Raw genomic sequence first — 23,554 nt, 5'->3', positions numbered from 1 at the left:
ACGCTTCCTTTGTACTCACCCTCTCGGGCTTTCCTCCGGGCTTTTCCCTTCGGTCTTGCGTTTCCGACTCTATCAGACCGTTTCCGGTCCCGATTCCCTGTCGATTGGGATTGTCAAACGCTTTGGGCTTTCGCCTGTCGGCCTTTCGACATTCACTACGTTAGCCGATTCCCTCGCCAGCTCATAATCGAGTTCCGCAAGTTCGAATTCAGGCATGCAGGCATGCTGAACGCGCCCCTGCTGAGAGGGAGTCGTAGGTAGTGGGTTGGCCGCTTCCGGCTGCAGGCGAATGCCGTACCCGGGTCAAGCGGCTCGGGCTACGTTACGCACCCCGCCACGGCGCGTCAACTTGACCGACGCCTTGGCGTATGGGCCCGATAAGGGCTCACCGTAGGGTCGTTGGTGATCCAGAACCGCCACGGGTGGACCGCCCCCTCGCCGGACACTCCGGTACGGGGGCCGTTGCTTACCTGATGGGAGGGCACGGGTGTACCGGCCAGCATCCGCAGGGGTGTGTCGCCCGTGGTGCACGCGTCCGTGCCGTCCAGGGAGCGGTCGACGTCCAGTGCGGTGGCCAGGCGGGCGGGGCCTTTGGCCAGTTCTTTGTCATTTCGGGCCGAGAGTCGACGTTTGCGGGCCAGCTCGGCGCCCTCGACGATCTCGCCGGCCCGCAGCAGGACCGCCCTCGCCGTGCCCTCGGGACCGCACACCAGGTTCATGCAGTGCCACATGCCGTACGTGAAGTAGACGTACACGTACCCGGGTGGGCCGAACATCACGCCGTTGCGCGCGGTCGGGCCGCGATAGGCGTGGGAGGCGGGGTCGTTTCCGCCGTCGTAGGCCTCGACCTCTGTGATGCGCAGGATGATCGGACCGTCGGGGGTCGTACGGACGAGGAGGCGGCCCAGGAGGTCGGGGGCGACCTCCAGTACAGGGCGGTCGAAGAACTCTCTGGGGAGTGGCTTACGGTCCGGGGGCGCGATCATGGCGTCCGAGCGTAGTCCAGACGCGCTTGTGCCAAGGGGTGGTCAAGGTTCGGTCCGCTTGCCAGGGTGTGGCGCGGAACCGGTCGCGGTCGGATCGCGTTTGTAGGGATCAAGGGTCCATTCGTAAAGGGAGAGTCATGGCGTTCAAGAAGCTGCTCGCGAGCCTGGGGGCCGGCGGGGCTTCGGTGGAGACGGTGCTGACCGAGGTCAACGTCGTTCCTGGTGGTGTCGTCCAGGGCGAGGTGCGGATCCAGGGCGGGTCCGTGAACCAGGAGATCCAGGGGCTCTCGGTCGGACTGCAGGCCAAGGTCGAGGTCGAGAGCGGTGACCAGGAGTACAAGCAGGACATCGAGTTCACGAAGGTGCGGCTGGGCGGTGCCTTCGAGTTGCAGGCGGGGACCGCGCACACCGTGCCGTTCGGTCTGGAGATCCCCTGGGAGACGCCGGTCACGATGATCGACGGTCAGGCGCTGCGCGGGATGCACATCGGGGTGAGCACCGAGCTGGCGATCGCGCGTGCCGTGGACTCCAGCGACCTGGACCCGGTCAACGTGCACCCGTTGCCCGCGCAGAAGGCGATCCTGGACGCCTTCCTCCAGCTGGGCTTCCGGTTCAAGAACGCGGACATGGAGCGCGGTCACATCCGGGGGACGCGGCAGAAGCTGCCGTTCTACCAGGAGATCGAGTTCTTCCCGCCGTCGCAGTACCGGGGGCTGAACCAGGTCGAGCTGAGCTTCGTCGCCGATGAGAACGCGATGGACGTCATCCTGGAGATGGACAAGAAGCCGGGCCTGTTCAGCGAGGGCAGTGACACCTTCCGTTCCTTCCAGGTGGGCCAGCACGACTTCCACGGGACGGACTGGGCGGCGTACCTCAATCAGTGGATCTCCGAGGTCGGCAGCAAGCGCAACTGGTTCTAGGCTCGGGACGTACTGAAGATTCCGATCAGGAGGTACCAAGGTGACCGAGCTGAAGCGGCGACCCCTCCCCCATGACTTCCATCCGCCCGTGCCGTCGTTCACGGTGACGAGTGAGGACGTCGAGCCGGGGGCGACGCTCAAGGACGCTCAGGTCTACGCGGCCGGCAACACCTCGCCGCAGCTGCGGTGGGAGGGCTTCCCGCCCGAGACCAAGAGTTTCGCCGTGACCTGCTACGACCCGGACGCCCCTACGGGGAGCGGGTTCTGGCACTGGACGGTGTTCGACATCCCGGCCTCGGTGACCGAGCTGCCGGCGGGTGCGGGCAGCGGCAAGTTCGAGGGGCTGCCCGAGGGCGCCGTACAGGTGCGGAACGACTACGGGTCGAAGGACTTCGGCGGGGCCGCTCCGCCGCCCGGGGACGGGTCGCACCGTTATGTGTTCACGGTGTACGCCGTGGACTCGGAGAAGCTGGGTCCGGACTCGGACGTCTCTCCGGCGGTCGTCGGTTTCAACCTGCGGTTTCACGCGCTGGCCCGTGCCCAGCTGATCGGTGAGTACGAAGCGCCCACCGAAGACTGACGTTCATTGAACGTTTGCCCGCCTCTGGTCATGGAATTGATCAGAGGCGGGCAGTTTTTATTGCGTTGTCCATCTCGGCGTGCCCGGCCAGAGTTGATCCAAGCCCGCCAGGCGGTGGGCCGATTGCACACGGGAGGTGGGCTGGATGCGGGACACGCTGGTGCTGAACGCGAGCTTCGAGCCGCTGTCGACGGTGTCGTTGAATCGAGCCGTCGTTCTGGTGCTCCAGGACAAGGCTGTCGTCGAGCAGGCCCACCCCGAACTGCGTATGCGCGGAGCCGAGGTTGACATACCGGCCCCCCGGGTCATCCGGTTGTGCAGGTATGTGAGGGTGCCGTTCCGAAGACAAGCTCCGTGGTCGAGGCGGGGTGTGCTGGTCCGGGACCGGCACCGGTGCGCGTACTGCGGCAGGCGGGCGACGACGGTGGACCACGTGGTGCCCAGGGCGCAGGGTGGTCAGGACTCCTGGCTGAACACGGTGGCCTCGTGCGCGGAGGACAACCACCGCAAGGCGGCCCGGACTCCGGAGCAGGCGGGGATGCCGTTGCTGCGGCGGCCGTTCGAGCCGACGCCGGCGGACGCGATGCTGTTGGCGCTGGGGACCGAGGACTTCGACGCGCTGCCGCAGTGGCTGGTGCAGCCGGCGGCGTAGGGCACGTGAACAGAACTGGGGCCCACCTCCTGCGGGAGGTGGGCCCCAGTGTCGTAGGACGAGTCTGTCAGTCGATGGACGGCTTCTCGCGGCGTTCCGAATTGCCGTCCGAGTTGCCGGAGTTGCCTCCGCCGCCTCCCGAACCGCCGCCGAACGGGCCCATGTTGCCCATCGCGCCGGACAAGCCCTTGAGGGCATCGCCGATTTCGCTGGGGACGATCCAGAGCTTGTTGGCGTCGCCCTCGGCGATCTTCGGGAGCATCTGGAGGTACTGGTAGCTCAGGAGCTTCTGGTCGGCGTCTCCGGCGTGGATGGCCTCGAAGACCGTACGGACGGCCTGGGCCTCGCCCTCGGCGCGCAGGGCGGCTGCCTTGGCCTCACCTTCGGCGCGCAGGATCTGGGACTGCTTCTCGCCCTCCGCGGTGAGGATGGCCGCCTGGCGCGTGCCCTCCGCGGTGAGGATCGCGGCGCGCTTGTCACGGTCGGCGCGCATCTGCTTCTCCATCGAGTCCTGGATGGAGGTGGGGGGCTCAATTGCCTTGAGTTCGACGCGGTTCACGCGGATGCCCCACTTGCCCGTCGCCTCGTCGAGGACTCCGCGCAGGGCCGCGTTGATCTCCTCGCGGGAGGTGAGGGTCCGCTCCAGGTCCATGCCGCCGATGATGTTGCGGAGCGTGGTGACCGTGAGCTGCTCGATCGCCTGGATGTAGCTGGCCACTTCGTAGGTCGCGGCCCGCGCGTCCGTCACCTGGTAGTAGATGACCGTGTCGATGTTGACGACCAGGTTGTCCTGGGTGATCACCGGCTGCGGCGGGAACGGTACGACCTGTTCGCGCAGGTCGATGCGGTTACGGATCGTGTCTATGAACGGGACGACGATGTTGAGTCCCGCGTTGAGTGTCCGTGTGTAGCGGCCGAACCGCTCCACGATCGCGGCACTTGCCTGCGGGATGACCTGGATCGTCTTGATCAAAGCGATGAAGACCAACACCACCAGGATGATCAAGACGATGATGACCGGTTCCATCGTGCTCCCCGTACCCTTCTCCGCCTCGGCGCTTTCGGAAGATCTTATGGTTGTTGAAGATCTTGCTGGTCGAGTCTGTCAGACCGTCATGCAACTCGTGTGCTGTTCGGTTCAGTTGAGTCGTGCGAGGTCAGATGACGATCGCGGTGGCTCCCTCGATCTCCACGACGTCCACCTCCTGGCCCGGTTCGTAGGCGCGGTCGGTGTCGAGTGCGCGGGCCGACCAGATCTCGCCGGCGAGCTTGATCCGGCCGTGGCCCGAGCCGTCCACGCGCTCCAGGACGACGGCCTGTTTGCCCTTCAACGCGTCCACGCCCGTGGCCAGTTGGGGCCGGGTCGAACGGTGGCGGTTCGCGATGGGCCGTACGACCGCGATGAGGGCGACCGAGACGGCGACGAAGACGAGGACCTGCACGACGACGTCCGCGCCGAGCCCGGCCGTGGCAGCGGCGGCGCCCGCGCCCACGGCGAGCATGCCGAACTCGGGCATGGCGGTCACCACGAGCGGGATCCCGAGTGCTGCCGCGCCGACGAGCCACCACACCCATGCGCCGATGTCGTTCACAAGGTCATGGTAGGGCTGCGGGTCGGGTCGCGGACAGGGCGCATATGCCCGTACGACCCGTATTTTTCAGGGGAGTTCGGTCAGGACATGGGGAGACCGTGTGCGGTCCAGCGGTCGCCGACCTGCTCGACGATCAGCGGGAGGCCGAAGCAGAGGGAGAGGTTGCGCGCGGTGAGTTCGAGCTCCAGCGGGCCCGCGGCGAGGACCTTGCCCTGACGGATCATCAGGACGTGGGTGAAGCCGGGGGCGATCTCCTCGACATGGTGGGTGACCATGATCATGGAGGGGGCGATCGGGTCGCGGGCGAGGCGGCCGAGACGGCGTACGAGGTCCTCGCGGCCGCCGAGGTCGAGGCCGGCGGCGGGCTCGTCGAGGAGGAGCAGCTCGGGGTCGGTCATCAGGGCACGGGCGATGAGGGTTCGCTTGCGCTCTCCCTCGGAGAGGGTGCCGAACTTGCGGTCCAGGTAGTCGCTCATGCCGAGGCGGTCGAGGAAGGCGCGGGCACGCTGCTCGTCGACGTCCTCGTAGTCCTCGTGCCACCCGGCGGTCATGCCGTAGGCGGCGGTCAGCACGGTCTGCAGGACGGTCTGGCGCTTGGGGAGCTTCTCGGCCATGGCGATACCGGCGACGCCGATGCGGGGGCGGAGTTCGAAGACGTCGACCTTGCCGAGGGTCTCGCCGAGGATGGTGGCGGTGCCGCTGCTGGGGAACAGGTAGCTGGACGCGACGTTCAGGAGCGTGGTCTTGCCGGCGCCGTTCGGGCCGAGGATGACCCAGCGCTCGCCCTCCTTGACCGACCAGGAGACCTGGTCCACCAGAGCCCGGCCCTCCCGGACCACGGTTACGTCCTCCAGCTCCAGAACATCGCTCATGAGCGCGCTGTCTCCCATTGCATCGTCGGCCTGTCTCGGCTGTCGCGTGCGCCGGTAGGCGCAGCCCTCGAAGAAATCTACGCCACCGGCCGGGCGGTCCATCCCATCGGTCCGGTCCTTAGGGTGGGGGGCATGCTTTCGGAACCACGTTCAGGGCGGCTCGCCGCCTGGGGAAACGCCCTTTTGGCCGGGCTTGTCTCGCCGGACGACGCCGTACTCGCCATCGTGGGCGAGGACGCCGTGCACCGGGTGGAAGGGCTGCCGGGCGAGTCGGCGCCCGTCGGACTCACACTCGCGCTGGGACGGCTGCGCACCCTCGGGGTGACCGGGCTGCGCCTGGCCCTGCCCACCTCGGGACACCCGCTGGGGCTGAGTGGCCCGCCCGCGTTCAACGCGCGGGCCCTGGAGGCCGAGGAGGCGGTGATCTGCTACGGCGCCGCGCTCGGCCTCGTTCCCGAGGTGTACGAGGCCGGTCCCCCCGGTGACGTACATGTCGAGGTCGTCTGGCACTGCCTGCCGGTGCGGGAGGCGCCGCCCGCCGATGTGCCCTCGCTCGGGGAGGCCGAGCGGGAGTTGGCGGAGGCGCTGCGGGACGCGACGGCCGTGTTGTCGCGGCTGGACGTGGCCGGGTCGGGGCCGGTCGCGGAGGCGGCGCTCGACGCGTATCGCGCGCGGGCCGAGCGGGGGCGGGAGGTGTTGGCGCCGGGGTATCCGCCGCGCGCGGTGCGGGTGTTGGAGCTGGCGCAGCGGGTGGGGCTGCTGGTGTCCCTGGCCGAGGAGAGCGGGCACGGGGGTGCGGTGAGCGCGTCCGAGATGGCGGTGCGGGCGGAGGCGTTGCGGCCGGTGGGGCGGACGGCTCGGCGGGCGCAGGTCGCGGCGTACAACTCCGTTGTGGAGGAGCGGGAGAAGGGGGTGCGGTGAGCGTCGGTTCGTGTGGTGTCCGGTGTTGGTGTGGGCGTCTGGGGGCTCCGCCCCCAGGCCCCCGCTTCGGCCCTGAAAGGGCCTCGTCCTCAAACGCCGGACGGGCTGGATTTTGCGGGCCTGCGTTGAAAAGGCGCCGGACAAGCTGATTGGTGCTGAACCACGCTGATCAGAAAGGGCCCCGAGAGTCGTCGTTGACTCTCGGGGCCCCTTCTTACGGCTGTGGGTGTCAGCCGTTGATGCCCTTGTTGCCGAACGTGGGGTTCAGCAGGCCGATGACGTTGACGCTGTCGCCGACGACGTTGACGGGGACGTGGACCGGGACCTGGACGACGTTGCCCGAGCCGACACCCGGCGACTTCACGGCCGCGGCATCGGCACCCGCGTCGGCGACAGCCGCACCGGCGGAGGCGCCTGCGGCGATACCGGCGACGGTGAGGGCCACGGCGGCCTTCTTGGCGATGTTCATGGGAAGCGTTCCTCCTGCGATTGCGTGACCGACCCGGCCGCGGGTCGTGCGCTGAACAACGCAGGCAGTACCGGAAACGGCACGGGAATGCGCGTTTGACTGCCCGTTCGGATCATTGGCGCGACAAGCCGACCGGATGACCAGGTGACGAGCAGACCGGCCTCCCAGGGAGCACCCTGGGAGGCCGGAGGTCACTGTCGCGGAGCGACGTGCGTCAGTGGTTGACGCCCAGGTTGCCGAAGGCGGGGTTCAGGACGCCGATGACGTTGACGCTGTTGCCGACGACGTTCACCGGGACGTGCACCGGGACCTGGACGACGTTGCCCGAGCCGACACCGGGCGAGCCGACGGCCTGGCCGTTCGCCAGGCTGTCGGCGGAGGCCAGCCCGGCACCGGCGGCGACCAGCCCGCCGGCCACCATCGTCACGGCCGCTGCCTTCTTCAGGTTCTTCACTTCTGAGCCCTCCTAGCGATCACCGCGGCAGGCGCCGCGGCACGCATTGGAGAACGGCGGAGATCCATGAAGGATGCGCCATCCGGGGGACATTCCCACGACGGTATGAATCTCGGCCCGGAAGGGGACGTTCCGGGTTGCCGCCGCAACCTCTCCTACCTCGTCAGACCGTGGCGTACGGCGAACAGGGCGGCCTGGGTGCGGTCCGCCAGGTCGAGCTTCATCAGGATGTTCGAGACGTGGGTCTTGACCGTCTTCTCGGAGAGGACCAGGGCGCGGGCTATCTCGCGGTTGGAGCGGCCGTCCGCGATCAGGCCGAGCACCTCGCGCTCCCGCTCCGTGAGCGAACCGCCTCTCCCCTGCCCCGAGTTGGACTCCTCCTGGGACAACAGGACGCCGGCGACCTCGGGTTGGAGCAGGATGTGGCCCGCGTGGACGGAGCGGATGGCGCCGGCCAGGGCGTCCGGGTCCACGTCCTTGTAGACGTAACCGGCGGCGCCCGCGCGCAGGGCCGGGATCACCGTGCGCTGTTCGGTGAAGCTGGTGACGATCAGCACGCGCGCGGGGTGGTCGAGTTCGCGGAGTCTGCGCAGCGCGTCGATGCCGTCCATGCCCGGCATCTTGACGTCCATGAGGACGATGTCGGGCTTCAACTCCTCGGTGCGGGCGACCCCTTCGGCGCCGTCGGCCGCTTCGCCGACGACCTCGATGTCGTCCTGCACCTCCAGGAAGGTGCGCAGGCCCCGGCGGACGACCTGGTGGTCGTCGACGATCAGCACCTTGATTGCGTCAGCCACCGGGGACCTCCATCTCGATCGTGGTGCCCTTTCCGGGCGCCGATTCCACGGTGAGCGTGCCGCCGACGCCGTTGGTCCGGTCCCGCATGGAGACCAGGCCCAGATGGCGTCCCGCACGGCGGATCGACTGGGGTTCGAAGCCGCATCCGTCGTCGGTGATCCGTAGGACCGCTCCGCAGCCGCTGCGCTCCAGGGTCACGGCGACGTGCTCCGCGCCGGAGTGCCGCAGGGCGTTGTGCAGGGCTTCCTGGGCGACGCGGAGCATGGCCTCCTCCTGGGCCGCGGGCTGGGCGCGGAAGCCGCGGCCGGTGAAGGTCACGCGCGCGGTGTGGGCGCGGTCGAGGACCTGGATCTGGGTGCGCAGGGTGGCGCTCAGTCCGTCCTCGTCCAGGGCGGCGGGGCGCAACTCGACGACCGCGGCGCGCAGTTCGTCGGCGGCCTCGGCGGCGAGCGCGGCCACCTGCTGGAGTTCGCCCTTGGCGCGGGAGGGGTCGCGGTCGACGAGGGTGGCGGCGGCCTGCGCGGTGAGCCGGAGGGAGAACAGCTTCTGGGCCACCGCGTCGTGCAGTTCGTGGGCGAGCCGGGAGCGCTCCTCGGCGATGGTCAGCTCGCGGCTGCGCTCGTAGAGGCGGGCGTTGGTGAGGGCGATGGCCGCGTGCTGGGCGAGGATCGAGAGCAGTTCCTCGTCCTCCTCGGTGAAGCCGCAAGTGCCGTCCCTCTTGGGGCAGTTCTTGTTGGCGAGGAACAGGGCGCCGATGACCTCGTCGTCATCGCGGATGGGCAGGCCCAGGAAGTCGGACATGTCGGGGTGGGCCGAGGGCCAGCCCTCGAAGCGCGGGTCCTTGCGTACGTCCGCGAGGCGTTCGGCCTTGGCCTCGTGCAGCATCGCGGCGAGGATGCCGTGCTGGCGCGGGAGCGGGCCGATGGCCTTCCACTGGGCGTCGCTGACGCCGTCGACCACGAACTGGGCGAAGCCGCCGTGGTCGTCCGGGACGCCGAGGGCGGCGTACTGCGCGTCGAGCAGCTCGCGGGCCGAGGCGACGATCGTCTTGAGGACGTCGCGCACCTCCAGGTGCCTGCTCATGGCCAGCAGTGCGGAACTCACCGCCGCGAGGCCGGACCGTGGACCTTGACTCATGTCCTCACGGTACCGGCGGGGTGTGACAACGCGGATCGGGCCGGTGACGGTCGTCGTCTGGTCCGGAAGGCCTAGGGCGAAGGGCCCCGGTGGACTGCGGCCGGCGTCCGAGGCGGCGGGGGCGGTCCCGTTCCTACGTTGGGGGCACGCCGACGGAGGCGTAGTGGACGAGGGGACGTGTGTCATGTCGGTAGCGATCATCACGGGGGCCTCGAAGGGGCTGGGGCGGGCGCTCGCCGAGGCGCTGGCCGCGCGGGGCTGGGATCTGGTGCTGGACGCCAGGACCGAGGGGGTGCTGATGGAGGCCGCGGTGGCCGTCGCCGCGTACGGCACGCGCGTGGAGGTCCTTCCCGGGGACGTCACGGATGCCGCGCACCGCGCGGAGCTGGTGGCCGCGGCGGGGAAGCTGGGCGGCGTCGACCTGGTCGTGAGCAACGCGAGCGCGCTGGGCGCCGAGCCGCTCGTACGGCTCGACGAGCTCCCCCTGGACGGGTTGCGGCGGGCGCTGGAGGTGAATGTGGTGGCCGCCCTGGGCCTGGTCCAGGAGGCGCTGCCGTTGCTGCGGGCCTCGCGGGCCGGTGCGGTGATCGCGGTCAGTTCGGACGCGGCGGCCGAGGCGTACGAGACGTGGGGCGGCTACGGGGCGTCCAAGGCGGCCCTCGACCAGCTCGCGGCGGTGCTCGGCGCGGAGGAGCCCGGGCTGCGGGTCTGGGCGGTGGACCCCGGGGACATGGGCACGGACCTGTATGCGGCGGCCGTACCGGACGACGACGATCCACGGCCGTCGCCGGCGAGCGTGGTGCCGGCCTTGCTGCGGCTGCTGGACGAGCGGCCGGCGAGCGGTCGTTACGGAGCCCCGGCCCTGCTGGAGGAGCGATGACGGTGGCCGTGCGCGTACCCGAGGAACTGTCCGCGCGTGTGCCGGCCGAGCAGCGCGGGCCCGGGCTGGACCGGGACGCCGTACGACTCCTGGTGTCGCGGGGTACCGAGGTGTCGCATCACGGGTTCGGAGAGCTGCCGAGGCTGCTGCGGGCCGGGGATCTGCTGGTCGTGAACACGTCGCCGACGTTGGCCGCCGCGGTGGACGGGTGGATCGGGCACGCGCGCGTGGTGGTGCATTTCTCGACGCGGGGCGACGACGGGCGGTGGGCGGTCGAGCTGCGGGACCCGGACGGGAAGGGCACCTCACGCGCGCGTGCGGGCGGCCCGGCGGGGACGGAGATACGGCTGCCCGGGGACGCGCGGCTGGCCTTGGAGGAGCCGCTGAGCGCTCGGGGCGAGCGGTTGTGGTGGGCGCGGGTGTCCGGTTCGGGGGTGGCCGAGCTGTTGGGTGAGCACGGGCGGCCCATCCGCTACTCCTATACGGAGCGGGATCAGCCGCTGTCCGTCTACCAGACGGTGTTCTCCTTGCCGGCCGAGGACGGGGTCGGCAGTGCGGAGATGCCGAGTGCCGCGCGGCCCTTCACGGCGCGGATGGTGGCGGAGCTGGTGAGTCGGGGGGTGCAGTTCGCGCCGATCACCCTGCACACGGGGGTGGCGTCGGCCGAGGTGCACGAGCCGCCGTATCCGGAGCGGTTCGCGGTGTCGGAGGCGTCGGCCCGGTTGATCAATGCCGTCCGCGCGGGGGACGGGCGGGTGATCGCGGTGGGGACCACCGCCGTGCGGGCCGTCGAGTCCGCAGTCGGCAGTGATGGGGTCGTACGCGCGCGTGCCGCGTGGACGGATCTCGTCGTCACACCGGAGCGGGGGGTGCGGGTGGTGGACGGGTTGCTGACGGGGCTGCACGAGCCGGAGGCCTCGCATCTGCTGATGCTGGAGGCGGTCGCCGGGCGGGCCGCTGTCGACCGCAGTTATGAGGAGGCGTTGTGCGGGCTCTACCTGTGGCACGAGTTCGGGGACGTGCACCTCATCCTCCCGGAGGAGGGTCCTCACCCAGTGAGTTGCTCCAGCAACTGCGGGTGAGGTTGCTGGGGCTCCGGTGTGAGCCCGCACATAGGGCGCAGATCACGTACTAGGACACATAGGAGATAAACCCGACCCGCTTGAGCGGGACAGACGGACCCATCTGTCCCGTTTTGCCCTTCCCTGCTCCACTACCGGGGATCGTACGTCACACCTTTGCCACAGGTTTTTGCGACCGCTAAGAATTGCAGCCGTCGCTCAGCGCCGCGGATCCCGTCCGCGGCGTTTGTGCCGGAAGCACCCGCGTCCCCGCCGGACGGTGAGCGACCTCCGCACCATTCGAAGAGGTCCATCCGCCATGCCCGAGAACACGAACACTCCCGGTCGTAGCCGCCTGGCCAAGCTGACGAAGCAGCACAGGATCGCGCTCGCCGGTGTCGCCACGCTCGGCGCCGCCGCCCTCGCCTTCTCCGCGGTGCCCAGCGACGCGGGGACGACCACCACCGACGCCGCGTCCACGGCGAAGGTGGCGTACAGCACGGAGCCCATCAAGGGTGTCAAGGCCAGCGTCACCGACCAGCTCGCCGGTGCCAGCCTCAAGACCGAGGCGATCCAGGCGAAGGCCGACGCGAAGGCGAAGGCGGCCAAGGCCAAGGCGGACGCCGCCGCGAAGAAGAAGGCCGCCGAAGCCGCCGCCAAGAAGAAGGCGGAGGCCGCGCGCAAGGCCAAGAAGGCCGCGAGCCGCTCCAGCCAGCGCGTCAAGCTCCAGCCCGTCGCCGCGACGACCTACGCCAACAACCTCAACGGCTGGATCAACCACGCCCTGGCGATCATGAAGGCGAAGGGCATCCCGGGCTCGTACAACGGCCTGTACAAGAACATCATGCGGGAGTCCTCGGGCAACCCGAGCGCCGTCAACGGCTGGGACGTCAACGCGGTCAACGGCACCCCGTCGATCGGTCTGCTCCAGGTCATCCAGCCGACGTTCAACGCGTACCACGTCTCCGGTACCTCGACGAACATCTACGACCCGGTCGCCAACATCACCGCCGCGGCCAACTACGCCGCCGCGCGGTACGGCTCGATCGACAACGTCAACAGCGCGTACTGAGACGTGTACTGAGGCCTCCGGCGGACCTCTGGGTCTCGGTACCGACATCGAAGGGCGGCACCCGTGTGAGGGGTGCCGCCCTTCGGTGTCGTACAGGATCCGCTGCTACTTGCGCATGACCTCGGGCTCGTGGCGGCGCAGGAAGCGGGCCACGAAGAAGCCGCAGATGACGCCGAGGGCGATCAGGGCGGCCATGTCCATGCCCCAGGCGCCGACGGTGTGCTCCCACAGCGGGTCCGTGCTGTCGCCGGGCTTCGGCGGGCTGATCTTGTTGAAGTCCAGCGTGGCGCCCGCGGCACCGACCGCCCAGCGCGAGGGCATCAGGTACGAGAACTGGTTGACGCCGATCGCGCCGTTGAGCGTGAACAGGCAGCCGGTGAACACGACCTGGATGATCGCGAACATCACCAGCAGCGGCATGGTCTTCTCGGCCGTCTTGACCAGCGAGGAGATGATCAGACCGAACATCATCGCGGTGAAGCCGAGACCCATGATCGGGATGCAGAGTTCGAGCATCGTCTGGCTGCCGAGGACCAGGCCCTGTTTCGGGATCTCCCGGCTGGAGAAGCCGATGACACCGACCATCAGGCCCTGCAGCGCGGTGATCACGCCGAGCACGAACACCTTGGACATCAGATACGCGGAACGGGACAGCCCCGTCGCGCGCTCCCGTTCGTAGATGACCCGTTCCTTGATCAGCTCACGGACCGAGTTGGCCGCGCCGGCGAAACAGGCGCCGACCGCGAGGATCAGCAGGACCGTGGTGGCCGTGCCGTTCGGGATGATGGTGCCGTTCGCCCTGGCCGGGTTGGGCAGCAGGCTGTTGCCCGAGTCGATGAGCAGGCTCACCGCGCCCAGCACGCCCGGCAGGATCACCATGAGGGCCAGGAAGCCCTTGTCGGAGGCGATCACCGTGACGTAGCGGCGGACCAGCGTGACGAACTGCGACATCCAGCCCTGTGGCTTCGGCGGTTTCATCGCCTGCATCGGCGGCATCTGTACGGACTGCGGAGCAATCGCGTCGATGTCGGCGGCGTACATCTGGTAGTGCTGCGAGCCCTTCCAGCGGCCCGCCCAGTCGTAGTCGCGGTAGTTCTCGAAGGCGGAGAAGACATCGGCCCAGGTGTCGTAGCCGAAGAAGTTCAGCGCCTCCTCGGGCGGCCCGAAGTAGGCGACGGCACCGCCCGGAGCCATCACCAACAGCTTGTCGCAGATCGCCAGTTCGGCCACGGAGTGGGTGACGACGAGGACCGTGCGGCCGTCGTCGGCGAGGCCGCGCAGCAGCTGCATGACATCGCGGTCCATGCCCGGGTCGAGGCCCGAGGTGGGCTCGTCCAGGAAGATCAGCGAGGGCTTGGTGAGGAGTTCCAGGGCCACCGAGACACGCTTGCGCTGGCCGCCGGAGAGAGAAGTGATCTTCTTCTCCTTGTGGATGTCGAGCTTCAGCTCGCGCAGCACCTCGTCGATGCGGGCTTCGCGCTCGTCGCCGGTGGTGTCGGCGGGAAAGCGCAGCTTGGCCGCGTACTTGAGGGCCTTCTTGACGGTCAGTTCCTTGTGCAGGATGTCGTCCTGCGGGACCAGACCGATGCGCTGGCGCAGCTCGGCGAACTGCTTGTACAGGTTGCGGTTGTCGTAGAGGACGTCGCCCTGGTTGGCGGGCCGGTAGCCGGTGAGCGCCTTGAGCAGGGTCGACTTTCCGGAGCCCGACGGGCCGATGACCGCGATCAGCGACTTCTCCGGTACGCCGAAGGAGACGTCCTTGAGGATCTGCTTGCCGCCGTCGACCGTCACCGTCAAGTGCCGGGCGGAGAAGGAGACTTCACCGGTGTCGACGAACTCTTCGAGCCGGTCCCCGACCAGGCGGAACGTGGAGTGGCCGACGCCGACGATGTCGTTCGGGCCGAGCAGCGCCGAGCCGCCCTTGGTGATCGGCTGGCCGTTGACGTACGTGCCGTTGTGCGAGCCGAGGTCACGGATCTCGAAGCGGCCGTCGAGCGTCGCGTGGAACTCGGCGTGGTGGCGCGAGACTTGGAGGTCGGAGACCACCAACTCGTTCTCCAGCGCACGGCCGATGCGCATCACGCGGTCCAGCGAGAACTGGTGGAACGTGGTCGGGCTGCGGTCGCCGTAGACCGGCGGCGCCCCCGCGCCGACACCGGCTCCCGGCTGCTGCGGAATCTGCGCGGCGGCCGACGGCTGGAAACGCTGCTGCTCAGGCGTCTGCTGCGGCGGCGCCTGCTGGGCCCAGCCGGGGCCCGCGCCCTGTGCCGCGTACGGCTGTTGCTGCGGCTGGGCCTGCGGACTCGCCACCGCGGCAGCGGCGCCGGACAGGCTCAGGCTCGGGCCGTCGGTCGCGTTGCCCAGATACACGGACGAGCCGGGGCCGATCTCCATCTGATGGATGCGCTGGCCCTGCACGAACGTGCCATTGGTGCTGCCGTGGTCGTCGATGACCCAACTCCGGCCGCTCCAGCTGATCGTGGCGTGCCGCCAGGAGACCCTGGCGTCGTCGACCACGATGTCCCCCTGCGGATCACGTCCGAGGGTGTAGGTCCTGGACGCGTCGAGCGTCCAGGTCCGTCCATTCAATTCCAGTACGAGTTCCGGCACTCCATGCCCCACTGAGTAGTCCCCCGAGTTACCCCCATCACAGGGAGTCTAGGGATGTCGAACATCGTCGGGAACTATTTCAGGCTGCACCCCCTGACCGAAAGTCGGGCCTTGTGAAGAGCACGCTGTTACACCTTCGGTGGTTCCGTTGACGGGGTTGAAACCGACCCGGAGAGTGGTAATCCACGCGAGGGGGACATGCGTGGTGTCCGCACCACGCCGTGCCGCGGATCGGGGGGTCTGCCATGAACTCAGCGACGAGTGTCAGGACGGCGCACTACGACACGAGGGTGCCCTGGGGTGACGTCCTGCTGTCCGCGATCGCCGCGGTGAGTTGGGCGTTGATAGGGATGGCCGGCACCGCGGCGCTCGGCCTGCATCTGCTGGGCGCCGACGCGACGGGCTCGCTCGGCCCGATGACCGCGGCGGTGGTGGCGCTCGGCGCGGGCGGTTCGGTCACCCCGACCGGCGACGTCTCGGCGTTCGGTCTGACCGGCGCCCAGGCGACCACGGCCGTGACGATCACGCCGTTGGGCGTGAGCCTGGCAGGAGCACTGCTTCTGTCGTACTTCTTCCTACGGTCCTTGCGGGCGGCCGGAGTTGTGATCGCACCGGCCGAACTCCTCGCGCGCGCGGGCTCGGTGGTCGCGCTCTTCGTGGCGATGCTCGGCGGCCTGGCCTGGGCCGGGCACGACGTCATCACGATCGACGGCAGCAAGCTGGGCCTCGACAAGATCACGGGCGGCGGTAGCGGCGGCGGGGTGAACATCCCCGGCATCGGTGACATCGGTGACATCGGCGGCCTGTTGCCCGGCAAGATCAGCGACCTGGTCAAGGCGAAGGCCGCGGTCGGCTTCACCGTCGACACGGCGCCGACCCTGCTGGGCGGCCTGGCCTGGTCGGCCGGCATCCTCCTCATCGCCCTGCTGGCCTCCCGCCGCACACCGCTCCCCCGTGGCTGGGAGGCCGTCCACCGTGTCGTACGGCCGGCCGCGTCCGCGCTCGTCGCGGTGCTGCTGGTCGCGGTGGCGGCCGGGCTCGCGGCGGCCGCGTACGCCGCGATCGGCGACGACCACCCGAAACGGATCGCGGGCGCCGCGCTGCTCGGCGCGCCCAACGGGGTCTGGCTCGGCATCCCGATCGGCCTCTTCGTCCCCTGGGACGGAAAGGCGACGGGCGAACTGGCGAAGCTGCTCCCCCACCCCCTCGACGACCTCCTGAGCGTGAAGTCCGATCAGCCGGTGACACTGGGACGACTGGCCGAACTGGACAACCGCGTATGGCTGTTGGGGGTCGCCGCGGCCCTGATGATGCTGCTGGCGGGCGTGCTCACCGCGGCGCGGACGCCACTGGGCGCGAAGGGCGTCGGTGGTGGTCCGGGGGCACTCGGTTTCGCCGGGCGGTGCGCCTTACGACTGGGGGTCGTGACCGCGCTGACGCTGCCGCTGCTGGCCTGGCTGACGGATGTGTCGGTGGACGCCTCGCTGTCGGTGCTGGGGTTCGACGCGTTCGGCGCCGGGATCGAGTTGCACGGGCATCTGGGCATGGCACTGCTGCTGGGCGCGGTGTGGGGTGCGGGTGCGGGAGGCGTCGGGGGGCTGCTCGCGTATGCGACGGGGGCGGCGGGACGGCGCGCCGCGCCGCTGGCACTGGGTGACGTGGGGGCGGCGGGGCCGGGAGCGGGGCTGGGGCCGGACACCGGGGCGCCGGGGTACGAAGGCCATCCGGAACACGCGCAGCCTGCGGGGAGCACGGGACACACGGGCCCCTATGTGCCGACCACGCCGTACCGCGCGCCCAACCCCGCGACGAACCCGTATCTCCAACTGCCCGATGAGCTACGGCAACCGGAGGGAGGCGGGGCGGCGGGCGGTGCGGGGGCGAGCGGCGCGCGGTCCGGCACCGGTGCTCGGTCTCCTGACTCTGGACCAGGGTGGCCGCCGGACTCAGGTCCGCCTCAAGAGGGTGCATGGCCGCCGGGCGGCGCGGGAACAGGCGGCGCGCGGCCCGGCGCCGGTACTCGGCCTCCCGGACCGGAATGGCCGCCGCAATCGGGCCCGCCCCAGGAGGGTGCCTGGCCGCCGGGTGCCCGGTCGCCGCGTGGAGGCGGTCGGCCGCCCGCCGGAGAGTCGTGGCCGTCCGGTGCGCCGGGTGGCGCGGGGCGGTCCGGGTCCGGCCCGGCGGACGACGACACTCGTCCCTACGGCGAACCGCAGTCCTACGACGAGCCTCGGTCCTACGGTGACCCGCCGTCGCCCGGCACCCCTGTGCCGCCCGCCGATCTGTACGGCGCTCCGACCATGGCCCAGCCCTACGAGCCGCCGTCCCGGCCGCCCCGGCGGCGGCCCGGCGCGCCTTCGCGGGACTGGCCGGGCGACGACTCGGACGACGGGCAGCAACCCCCGCCGCCACCGCCCCCTCCGGGGAGGCCCAAGGGGCGCCGGTGATCCACTTCGCTGTGACGCGAACCGTCGCGCCCCACTCGTCCGGCCGTATCCCCCGCACCCGGAGCCGTAGCGGTCGCCGTCTGCCCGGCGCCCCGCCAACTCCTGATCGGCACCGCACCCCACCGCGACCGCCTCGACGCGTCTCCTGACCGTCCCCGAACCGGCTCGTGACCGCCCGCCAATGCCTTCGTGATCGCCCCTTAAGATTCCCGCCACCGATCCGACACCCACTGTTCCGTGTCCGCTGGGCGGACCTCTGCGGCATAAGGCACTCCGTGCCGGATACGGTGGGTACACCATGAGCGCTTCGCAGACCTCTGACGTCCCCACCCTCCTCGTCAAGATCTTCGGCAAGGACAGGCCGGGCATCACGGCCGGACTCTTCGACACCCTCGCCGCCTACTCCGTCGACGTGGTCGACATCGAGCAGGTCGTCACCCGTGGCCGGATGGTGCTGTGCGCGCTGGTGACGCCGCCGCCCGCCGGGCTCGAAGGGGATCTGCGGGCCACCGTGCACAGCTGGGCCGAGTCGATGAAGATGCAGGCGGAGATCATCTCCGGCCTCGGCGACAACCGGCCGCGCGGGCTCGGGCGTTCGCTCGTGACCGTGCTGGGCCATCCCCTCACCGCGGAGTCCACCGCCGCGATCGCCGCCCGTATCACCAAGGCCGGCGGCAACATCGACCGAATCTTCCGGCTCGCCAAGTACCCCGTGACAGCGGTCGAGTTCGCGGTGTCCGGGGTGGAGACCGAGCCCCTGCGCACCGCCCTCGCCACCCACGCCGCGGCGCTCGGCGTCGATGTCGCCGTCGTGGCGGCGGGGCTGCACCGGCGGGCCCAGCGGCTCGTCGTCATGGACGTCGACTCCACGCTCATCCAGGACGAGGTCATCGAACTCTTCGCCGCGCACGCCGGCTGCGAGGACGAGGTCGCCGAGGTGACCGCCGCCGCGATGCGCGGGGAACTGGACTTCGAGCAGTCGCTGCACGCGCGCGTGGCGCTGCTCGCGGGGCTGGACGCCTCGGTCGTCGACAAGGTGCGCAGCGAGGTGCGGCTGACGCCCGGCGCGCGCACCCTGATCCGTACGCTCAAGCGGCTCGGCTATCAAGTCGGCGTCGTGTCGGGCGGGTTCACCCAGGTCACCGACGACCTCAAGGACCGGCTCGGGCTCGACTTCGCCCAGGCGAACACGCTGGAGATCGTCGACGGGAAGCTGACCGGCAAGGTCACCGGCGAGATCGTCGACCGCGCGGGCAAGGCGCGGCTGCTGCGCCGGTTCGCCGCGGAGGCGGGCGTACCGCTCGCGCAGACCGTGGCGATCGGCGACGGCGCCAACGACCTGGACATGCTCAACGCGGCCGGTCTCGGCGTCGCCTTCAACGCGAAGCCGGTCGTACGGCAGGCCGCGCACACGGCGGTGAACGTGCCCTTCCTCGACACCGTGCTGTATCTGCTGGGCGTCACCCGCGAAGAGGTCGAGGCGGCGGACACCCACGACGAGGACTGACCCCCGGACACTTCAGGACCTTCAGGGGCCCGGCACCGCTCGGTGCCGGGCCCCTTGTCGTGCGGGTCTGCGGGATTGCGGATCTACGGGTCTACTCGGACGGCGCCCAGTAGTCGGTCAGGGTCGCCACGCCCGGCTCCAGGGACTTCCAGGAGCCGTCGAAGGTCAGCACGGCGAAGGCGGCGGTCGAGAAGCCGCGGCGGGTCAGCCGCTCGCGGGCTTCGCCGGTGTCCGGTCCGGAGAGGATCTCGGTCAGGCCCTGGACGCCCGGGTTGTGGCCGATGAGGATCAGGTTCCGCGAGTCGTCGGGCGTCTCGTTCAGTACGGCGATCAGCTCGCCGGGTGAGGCTTCGTAGAGCCTCTCCTCGTAGACGGTTTTCGGCCGGTGCGCGAGTGCGTGGACGGCCAGCTTCCAGGTCTCCCGGGTGCGGGTCGCGGTGGAGCAGAGGGCCAGATCGAAGGGGATGCCGGTGTCGGCCAGTCTGCTTCCGGCGGTGGCCGCGTCCAGGCGGCCCCGCTCAGCGAGCGGCCGCTCGTGATCGGTCACCTCGGGCCAGTCGGCCTTCGCATGCCGGAAGAGGACAATCCTGCGGGGTTCTGCGACGCTCATGGGATCCAGCTTCGCATGAAACAGGCCACGGGGCGCAGGGAGTTGACGGGCGGCTTCGCCCGTGCTCAGCGGGCTATGAGCTGCTGCGCGCGCTCGAAGAGGTGGGTGATCATCGGGTCCGAGGCCGCCGCTTGCGCGTCCGTCGGGTTGAGCATCATCACGAGCAGCACGACGAAGGCGAGCGCCGGCAGGGCGAGGGCCCACCACGGCAACCTGATGTCGACGCCGCCCGTGGTCGCCGGGTGGGGCCGGGTGTGCGTTGGGGCCGACATGGGTGCCTCCGCTGGTCTCCGAGTGGTCCGCGATCCGCTTCTCGCGGTCACACTTCGAAGTTACGGAACGCGCGGCCCCCAACCCATCCGGAGATCCACCCACTTGACCCTGAGCCTCACCCCCTAGGGGATGGGGGGAGAACCCCACCATCGACTCAGACGCGTGTGGTCACGGGGACGCGATCGTCGCGATGATGGCGATGACGATGAAGATGGCGAAGAACGAGCCGAAGACGATGAGCATCTTCCGCTGGCCGTTCTGGGGGTTCGGGTCGAGCACTGGCATACGGCAAGTCTCGCACCCCTCGTCCGTGCGGTGTCCGCCGGGGCGGGTTCAGCGGGCCGCCTCGTCCTCCACCGTACGGTCGCGGCCCGCGAGGACGCCGACGGCCATCTGCGGGACCATCAGTCCGGCCATGAGGGCGATCGGCAGTCCCCAGCCGCCGCTGTGCTGGTAGAGCACGCCGACCAGGAGCGGCCCCGGGATGGAGATGAGGTACCCGGCGCTCTGCGCGAAGGCCGACAGCTGGGCGACGCCCGCGCCGGTCCTGGCCCGCATGCCGACCATCGTCAGGGCCAGCGGGAAGGCGCAGTTGGCGATGCCGAGCAGCAGGGCCCAGGCCCAGGCTCCGCCGGCCGGCGCGAGGTACAGGCCCGCGTATCCGGCGAGACCGCAGAGGCCGAGCACGACGACGATCGGCCCCTGGTGGGGCAGCCGGGTGGCCACGCGCGGGATGACGAAGGCCAGGGGCACGCCCATCGCCATGGTGACGGCCAGCAGCAGGCCGGCCGTGCTCGCGGAGACGCCCGCGTCCCGGAAGATCTGCGCCATCCAGCCCATCGTGATGTACGCGGCGGTGGCCTGGAGCCCGAAGAACACGGCGAGCGCCCAGGCGGTACGGCTGCGGGTGATCCGCAGTTCGGGCCGCGCCCGCTCGGTCTCCCGCGCGCGGGAGGGCGATTCCGCGGGCGCCTCCCGGTGTCGTACGAGAGCGGTCCACGGGACTACGGCGGCTGCGGCCAGCCCCGCCCACACGGCGAGGCCGGAGCGCCAACTGCCGCCCAGGGCATCGGTCATGGGCACGGCGACCGCGGCCGCGGCGGCCGTGCCGAGGGCGAGGGCCATCGAGTACAGGCCGGTCATGGAGCCGACCCGGTCGGGGAACCAGCGCTTGACGATCACCGGCATCAGGACGTTGCTCACCGCGATGCCCATGAGCGCGAGCGCGCTGCCGGCCAGGAAGCCCGCCGTACCGCCGACGTACGGCCGTATCAGCAGGCCCGCGGTGATGGCGACCATGCCGGCGCAGACCACCGTGCTCGGGCCGAAGCGGCGGGCGAGTCGCGGGGCCATGACGCCGAAGGCGGCGAAGCACAACGGGGGTACGGACGTGAGCAGTCCGGCGACGCTGCCGCTCATGCCGAGGCCGTCGCGGACCTCTTCGAGGAGGGCGCCGAGGCTGGTGATGGCGGGGCGGAGGTTCAGCGCGGCGAGCACGATGCCGACGACGACCAGACGCGTCGTCCACGCGCGCGTGGACGGTCCTCCGCTTGATATCGCAGGGTCGCTCGCGGCCGGGCCGCCGGTGTCGGTCGTCGTGGACTTCAGTGTCCGGGTTTCCTCGCTCGCCATGCCGACCATCATAGAATCATGGGATGATTGGTTGTCCACCCCCGGGCGGCCCGTTCCCGCCCCGCACATGCGAAGGTGTGCCATGCCCCTGAGCCACCCCCGTCGTTCGGCGCTCTCCGAGCAGGTCATCGCCGCGCTGCGGAACGAGATCACCTCGGGCGAGTGGCCGGTCGGCTCCCGGATCCCGACCGAGCCGGAGCTGGTCGAGCAGCTCGGGGTCGCCCGCAACACGGTCCGCGAGGCCGTCCGCGCCCTCGCGCACAACGGTCTGCTGGACATCCGCCAGGGCTCCGGCACCTACGTCGTGGCGACCAGCGAGCTGGCGGGCGTGATGCACCGCCGCTTCGCGGACGCCGACCCCCGGCACATCGCCGAACTGCGTTCCACCCTGGAGTCGGCGGCGGCGCAGCTGGCGGCCGAGCGGCGCACCGAGAAGGACCTCAAGCAGCTGGACGCCCTGCTGGTACGGCGTGAGGAGGCCTGGGAGTCCGGCGACACGGAGGCCTTCGTGACGGCCGACGCGACCCTGCACATGGCCGTGGTGTCCGCCTCGCACAACGACGTCATGACAGCGATGTACGCCGACCTCGGCGAGGTGCTGCGGGACTGGCTGCGCGCGGACGTCGGCGAGGAGCTGACTCCGGAGTCGTACATGGACCACACGCGGCTCGTGGACGCGATCCGCGCGGGTGACGCGCGGGCGGCTGCCGCGGAGGCCGCGGGCTATCCGTTCCTGTGTCGCCCGGGGCGGTTGGACCCGCCCGCTCCCGAGGGACTCAGCTCGCCCGCTTCTGGTGGCTGACCCACACCGCGCGGACATCCTCCCAGCAGCGGCCGGCCAGCCGTACGGTCTGCGCCGGACCCGCGTCGACGGCGGTGCCGTCGCTGTCGATGTCCCACCAGCGGTCGCACTCGATGTGCAGGGCGACGCGGTCGGTCAGGGGGTACGGGTTGTGGCAGTACGCGATCACATGCGAGCCGTGGACGGCGGTGCGGCACGCGGCGCCGAACAGCTGGGGGGCGGCGGCCGGTTTCCGGGCCTCCACGCGTGCGTGGGGCATCGCCTCGTACGCCAGGGAGATGACGAGCGCGACGGCGGCGGTCACTGAGGCCAGGCTGCGGGACAGGCGCACAAGGGGAACCTCCTCGGTGGTGCTGGGGAGGAAATCGCGTGGTGAACGCGTAATCCAGAGTGCGCAGTTGTGGCCCGACCCCGCCCGGTCTACGGGGCCGAACGGGTGACGCCCCGCTGCCCGCGCGGTGCGGGAAACGGGGCGTCGACGCCGTACAAGAAGTCGGGCCGGAAAGTCAGGCGCCGATGGCGTGCAGGCCGCCGTCCACGTGGATGATCTCGCCCGTGGTCTTCGGGAACCAGTCGCTCAGCAGGGCGACGATGCCCTTGCCGGCCGGCTCCGGGTCCTTGAGGTCCCACTCCAGGGGGGAGCGGTTGTCCCACACGGCGGCCAGGTCGCTGAAGCCCGGGATGGACTTGGCGGCCATCGAGGCGAGCGGGCCCGCGGAGATGAGGTTGCAGCGGATGTTCTGCTTGCCCAGGTCACGCGCCACATAACGGCTGGTGGCCTCCAGGGCGGCCTTGGCCGGACCCATCCAGTCGTACTGCGGCCAGGCGTACTGCGCGTCGAAGGTGAGGCCGACGACCGAGCCGCCGTTCTGCATCAGCGGCAGGCAGGCCATGGTCAGCGACTTCAGGGAGAACGCCGAGACGTGCATGGCGGTGGCGACCGACTCGAACGGCGTGTTGAGGAAGTTCCCGCCGAGCGCGTCCTGCGGCGCGAAGCCGATGGAGTGCACGACGCCGTCCAGGCCGCCCAGCTCCTCGCCGACGAGGTCGGCGAGGCGGGCGAGGTGCTCCTCGTTCGTCACGTCCAGCTCGATGACCTTGGTGGGCTTCGGCAGCTTCTTGGCGATGCGCTCGGTCAGGGTGGGCCGCGGGAAAGCGGTCAGGATGATCTCGGCACCCTGCTCCTGGGCCTGCTTGGCGGCGTGGAAGGCGATGGAGGACTCCATCAGCACACCGGTGATCAGGACGCGCTTGCCCTCAAGAATTCCGCTCATGGTGA

General features: G+C 70.1%; 25 protein-coding genes. 10 read left to right on the top strand and 15 right to left on the bottom strand.

Annotated features, from left to right (window positions below):
- Positions 1 to 344: 344 nt before the first annotated feature.
- Entirely contained in the window at positions 345 to 986 is a 642-nt protein-coding gene (locus tag ACIBJH_RS45865; protein WP_399122963.1) for a DNA-3-methyladenine glycosylase, read from the bottom strand.
- A 137-nt stretch (positions 987 to 1,123) separates the two neighbouring features.
- On the opposite strand from ACIBJH_RS45865, the gene ACIBJH_RS45860 reads away from it, so the two are divergent.
- From ACIBJH_RS45860 to ACIBJH_RS45850, 3 genes are all read left to right on the top strand, one after another.
- Entirely contained in the window at positions 1,124 to 1,906 is a 783-nt protein-coding gene (locus ACIBJH_RS45860) for a sporulation protein (RefSeq protein WP_019067383.1), read from the top strand.
- Positions 1,907 to 1,946: 40 nt separating this feature from the next.
- Positions 1,947 to 2,486, top strand: a complete 540-nt coding sequence (locus ACIBJH_RS45855; protein ID WP_399122962.1) for a YbhB/YbcL family Raf kinase inhibitor-like protein — start codon at positions 1,947 to 1,949, stop codon at positions 2,484 to 2,486.
- A gap of 145 nt (positions 2,487 to 2,631) precedes the next feature.
- A complete protein-coding gene (locus ACIBJH_RS45850; protein WP_019067385.1) occupies positions 2,632 to 3,138 on the top strand; it encodes an HNH endonuclease in 507 nt (168 codons plus the stop codon).
- A gap of 67 nt (positions 3,139 to 3,205) precedes the next feature.
- On the opposite strand, the gene ACIBJH_RS45845 is transcribed toward ACIBJH_RS45850, so the two are convergent.
- The 3 genes from ACIBJH_RS45845 to ACIBJH_RS45835 all read right to left on the bottom strand — a co-directional run bounded on the left by ACIBJH_RS45845 (position 3,206) and on the right by ACIBJH_RS45835 (position 5,602).
- Positions 3,206 to 4,165: an SPFH domain-containing protein gene (locus tag ACIBJH_RS45845; protein ID WP_019060707.1), complete on the bottom strand. Its 960-nt coding sequence runs from the start codon at positions 4,163 to 4,165 to the stop codon at positions 3,206 to 3,208.
- Between the two features lie 130 nt (positions 4,166 to 4,295).
- Positions 4,296 to 4,730, bottom strand: a complete 435-nt coding sequence (locus ACIBJH_RS45840) for an NfeD family protein (RefSeq protein WP_399122960.1) — start codon at positions 4,728 to 4,730, stop codon at positions 4,296 to 4,298.
- Between the two features lie 80 nt (positions 4,731 to 4,810).
- A complete protein-coding gene (locus tag ACIBJH_RS45835; RefSeq protein WP_019067387.1) occupies positions 4,811 to 5,602 on the bottom strand; it encodes an ABC transporter ATP-binding protein in 792 nt (263 codons plus the stop codon).
- Between the two features lie 132 nt (positions 5,603 to 5,734).
- Between ACIBJH_RS45835 and ACIBJH_RS45830 the strand changes: the two genes are divergently transcribed.
- Positions 5,735 to 6,523, top strand: a complete 789-nt coding sequence (locus tag ACIBJH_RS45830) for a hypothetical protein (protein WP_399122959.1) — start codon at positions 5,735 to 5,737, stop codon at positions 6,521 to 6,523.
- A 229-nt stretch (positions 6,524 to 6,752) separates the two neighbouring features.
- On the opposite strand, the gene ACIBJH_RS45825 is transcribed toward ACIBJH_RS45830, so the two are convergent.
- The 4 genes from ACIBJH_RS45825 to ACIBJH_RS45810 all read right to left on the bottom strand — a co-directional run bounded on the left by ACIBJH_RS45825 (position 6,753) and on the right by ACIBJH_RS45810 (position 9,381).
- Positions 6,753 to 6,992, bottom strand: coding sequence for a chaplin family protein (locus ACIBJH_RS45825; RefSeq protein WP_399122958.1), 240 nt, complete (start codon positions 6,990 to 6,992; stop codon positions 6,753 to 6,755).
- A gap of 214 nt (positions 6,993 to 7,206) precedes the next feature.
- Entirely contained in the window at positions 7,207 to 7,446 is a 240-nt protein-coding gene (locus tag ACIBJH_RS45820; RefSeq protein WP_093625129.1) for a chaplin family protein, read from the bottom strand.
- 155 nt (positions 7,447 to 7,601) lie between these two features.
- Positions 7,602 to 8,243 carry a response regulator gene (locus tag ACIBJH_RS45815; RefSeq protein ID WP_399122957.1) on the bottom strand — a complete coding sequence of 214 codons (642 nt, stop codon included), beginning with the start codon at positions 8,241 to 8,243 and terminating at the stop codon, positions 7,602 to 7,604.
- Positions 8,236 to 9,381, bottom strand: coding sequence for a GAF domain-containing sensor histidine kinase (locus ACIBJH_RS45810; RefSeq protein WP_399122955.1), 1,146 nt, complete (start codon positions 9,379 to 9,381; stop codon positions 8,236 to 8,238). The genes ACIBJH_RS45815 and ACIBJH_RS45810 overlap by 8 nt, the downstream gene beginning before the upstream one ends.
- 184 nt (positions 9,382 to 9,565) lie before the next feature.
- Between ACIBJH_RS45810 and ACIBJH_RS45805 the strand changes: the two genes are divergently transcribed.
- The 3 genes from ACIBJH_RS45805 (at position 9,566) to ACIBJH_RS45795 (ending at position 12,394) form a co-directional block, all read left to right on the top strand.
- Positions 9,566 to 10,261: an SDR family NAD(P)-dependent oxidoreductase gene (locus ACIBJH_RS45805; protein WP_399122954.1), complete on the top strand. Its 696-nt coding sequence runs from the start codon at positions 9,566 to 9,568 to the stop codon at positions 10,259 to 10,261.
- The gene (locus tag ACIBJH_RS45800; RefSeq protein ID WP_399122953.1) at positions 10,258 to 11,343 is read left to right on the top strand and encodes an S-adenosylmethionine:tRNA ribosyltransferase-isomerase; all 1,086 of its coding nucleotides are present in this window, start codon (positions 10,258 to 10,260) and stop codon (positions 11,341 to 11,343) included. The genes ACIBJH_RS45805 and ACIBJH_RS45800 overlap by 4 nt, the downstream gene beginning before the upstream one ends.
- 298 nt (positions 11,344 to 11,641) lie before the next feature.
- The gene (locus tag ACIBJH_RS45795) at positions 11,642 to 12,394 is read left to right on the top strand and encodes a transglycosylase SLT domain-containing protein (protein ID WP_399122951.1); all 753 of its coding nucleotides are present in this window, start codon (positions 11,642 to 11,644) and stop codon (positions 12,392 to 12,394) included.
- Between the two features lie 105 nt (positions 12,395 to 12,499).
- Here ACIBJH_RS45795 and ACIBJH_RS45790 read toward each other — a convergent pair whose 3' ends face one another.
- Positions 12,500 to 15,004, bottom strand: coding sequence for an FHA domain-containing protein (locus ACIBJH_RS45790; RefSeq protein WP_399122968.1), 2,505 nt, complete (start codon positions 15,002 to 15,004; stop codon positions 12,500 to 12,502).
- 245 nt (positions 15,005 to 15,249) lie between these two features.
- Between ACIBJH_RS45790 and ACIBJH_RS45785 the strand changes: the two genes are divergently transcribed.
- A complete protein-coding gene (locus ACIBJH_RS45785) occupies positions 15,250 to 17,451 on the top strand; it encodes a streptophobe family protein (protein WP_399122950.1) in 2,202 nt (733 codons plus the stop codon).
- Between the two features lie 298 nt (positions 17,452 to 17,749).
- On the top strand, positions 17,750 to 18,958 hold the full coding sequence (gene serB, locus ACIBJH_RS45780) for a phosphoserine phosphatase SerB (RefSeq protein ID WP_262061881.1): 1,209 nt from the start codon (positions 17,750 to 17,752) through the stop codon (positions 18,956 to 18,958).
- A gap of 91 nt (positions 18,959 to 19,049) precedes the next feature.
- Here serB and ACIBJH_RS45775 read toward each other — a convergent pair whose 3' ends face one another.
- From ACIBJH_RS45775 to ACIBJH_RS45760, 4 genes are all read right to left on the bottom strand, one after another.
- Complete coding sequence (locus ACIBJH_RS45775; protein WP_399122949.1) at positions 19,050 to 19,568, bottom strand: SixA phosphatase family protein; 519 nt, start codon at positions 19,566 to 19,568, stop codon at positions 19,050 to 19,052.
- A 65-nt stretch (positions 19,569 to 19,633) separates the two neighbouring features.
- Positions 19,634 to 19,840 (bottom strand): hypothetical protein, encoded by a 207-nt coding sequence (locus ACIBJH_RS45770; protein WP_200711686.1) that lies wholly within the window; start codon positions 19,838 to 19,840, stop codon positions 19,634 to 19,636.
- 169 nt (positions 19,841 to 20,009) lie between these two features.
- Positions 20,010 to 20,126, bottom strand: coding sequence for an SGM_5486 family transporter-associated protein (locus ACIBJH_RS45765; RefSeq protein ID WP_019060691.1), 117 nt, complete (start codon positions 20,124 to 20,126; stop codon positions 20,010 to 20,012).
- A gap of 48 nt (positions 20,127 to 20,174) precedes the next feature.
- A complete protein-coding gene (locus tag ACIBJH_RS45760; protein ID WP_399122948.1) occupies positions 20,175 to 21,485 on the bottom strand; it encodes a CynX/NimT family MFS transporter in 1,311 nt (436 codons plus the stop codon).
- Between the two features lie 70 nt (positions 21,486 to 21,555).
- On the opposite strand from ACIBJH_RS45760, the gene ACIBJH_RS45755 reads away from it, so the two are divergent.
- Positions 21,556 to 22,275: a FadR/GntR family transcriptional regulator gene (locus tag ACIBJH_RS45755; protein ID WP_399122946.1), complete on the top strand. Its 720-nt coding sequence runs from the start codon at positions 21,556 to 21,558 to the stop codon at positions 22,273 to 22,275.
- Here ACIBJH_RS45755 and ACIBJH_RS45750 read toward each other — a convergent pair.
- Both ACIBJH_RS45750 and fabI read right to left on the bottom strand, forming a co-directional pair.
- The gene (locus tag ACIBJH_RS45750) at positions 22,250 to 22,606 is read right to left on the bottom strand and encodes a hypothetical protein (RefSeq protein WP_399122944.1); all 357 of its coding nucleotides are present in this window, start codon (positions 22,604 to 22,606) and stop codon (positions 22,250 to 22,252) included. The two genes, ACIBJH_RS45755 and ACIBJH_RS45750, sit on opposite strands and share 26 nt — an antisense overlap.
- Before the next feature lie 175 nt (positions 22,607 to 22,781).
- On the bottom strand, positions 22,782 to 23,549 hold the full coding sequence (gene fabI, locus ACIBJH_RS45745) for an enoyl-ACP reductase FabI (protein WP_399122943.1): 768 nt from the start codon (positions 23,547 to 23,549) through the stop codon (positions 22,782 to 22,784).
- Between the last annotated feature and the right edge of the window lie 5 nt (positions 23,550 to 23,554).

It is taken from the genome of Streptomyces sp. NPDC050548 (genome assembly GCF_044457385.1).
Taxonomy (GTDB): Bacteria; Actinomycetota; Actinomycetes; order Streptomycetales; family Streptomycetaceae; genus Streptomyces.
The sequence above is the reverse complement of the archived record's forward strand: the minus strand, read 5'-3'. Positions and strand labels throughout refer to the sequence as shown.

Coding starts and splice junctions, on each gene's coding strand:
- ACIBJH_RS45865 (WP_399122963.1), bottom strand. CDS start 986: ATGATCGCGCCCCCGGACCGTAAGCCACTCCCCAGAGAGTTCTTCGAC.
- ACIBJH_RS45860 (WP_019067383.1), top strand. CDS start 1,124: ATGGCGTTCAAGAAGCTGCTCGCGAGCCTGGGGGCCGGCGGGGCTTCG.
- ACIBJH_RS45850 (WP_019067385.1), top strand. CDS start 2,632: ATGCGGGACACGCTGGTGCTGAACGCGAGCTTCGAGCCGCTGTCGACG.
- ACIBJH_RS45845 (WP_019060707.1), bottom strand. CDS start 4,165: ATGGAACCGGTCATCATCGTCTTGATCATCCTGGTGGTGTTGGTCTTC.
- ACIBJH_RS45835 (WP_019067387.1), bottom strand. CDS start 5,602: ATGAGCGATGTTCTGGAGCTGGAGGACGTAACCGTGGTCCGGGAGGGC.
- ACIBJH_RS45830 (WP_399122959.1), top strand. CDS start 5,735: ATGCTTTCGGAACCACGTTCAGGGCGGCTCGCCGCCTGGGGAAACGCC.
- ACIBJH_RS45825 (WP_399122958.1), bottom strand. CDS start 6,992: ATGAACATCGCCAAGAAGGCCGCCGTGGCCCTCACCGTCGCCGGTATC.
- ACIBJH_RS45810 (WP_399122955.1), bottom strand. CDS start 9,381: ATGAGTCAAGGTCCACGGTCCGGCCTCGCGGCGGTGAGTTCCGCACTG.
- ACIBJH_RS45805 (WP_399122954.1), top strand. CDS start 9,566: ATGTCGGTAGCGATCATCACGGGGGCCTCGAAGGGGCTGGGGCGGGCG.
- ACIBJH_RS45800 (WP_399122953.1), top strand. CDS start 10,258: ATGACGGTGGCCGTGCGCGTACCCGAGGAACTGTCCGCGCGTGTGCCG.
- ACIBJH_RS45795 (WP_399122951.1), top strand. CDS start 11,642: ATGCCCGAGAACACGAACACTCCCGGTCGTAGCCGCCTGGCCAAGCTG.
- ACIBJH_RS45785 (WP_399122950.1), top strand. CDS start 15,250: ATGAACTCAGCGACGAGTGTCAGGACGGCGCACTACGACACGAGGGTG.
- serB (WP_262061881.1), top strand. CDS start 17,750: ATGAGCGCTTCGCAGACCTCTGACGTCCCCACCCTCCTCGTCAAGATC.
- ACIBJH_RS45775 (WP_399122949.1), bottom strand. CDS start 19,568: ATGAGCGTCGCAGAACCCCGCAGGATTGTCCTCTTCCGGCATGCGAAG.
- ACIBJH_RS45770 (WP_200711686.1), bottom strand. CDS start 19,840: ATGTCGGCCCCAACGCACACCCGGCCCCACCCGGCGACCACGGGCGGC.
- ACIBJH_RS45765 (WP_019060691.1), bottom strand. CDS start 20,126: ATGCCAGTGCTCGACCCGAACCCCCAGAACGGCCAGCGGAAGATGCTC.
- ACIBJH_RS45760 (WP_399122948.1), bottom strand. CDS start 21,485: ATGATGGTCGGCATGGCGAGCGAGGAAACCCGGACACTGAAGTCCACG.
- ACIBJH_RS45755 (WP_399122946.1), top strand. CDS start 21,556: ATGCCCCTGAGCCACCCCCGTCGTTCGGCGCTCTCCGAGCAGGTCATC.
- fabI (WP_399122943.1), bottom strand. CDS start 23,549: ATGAGCGGAATTCTTGAGGGCAAGCGCGTCCTGATCACCGGTGTGCTG.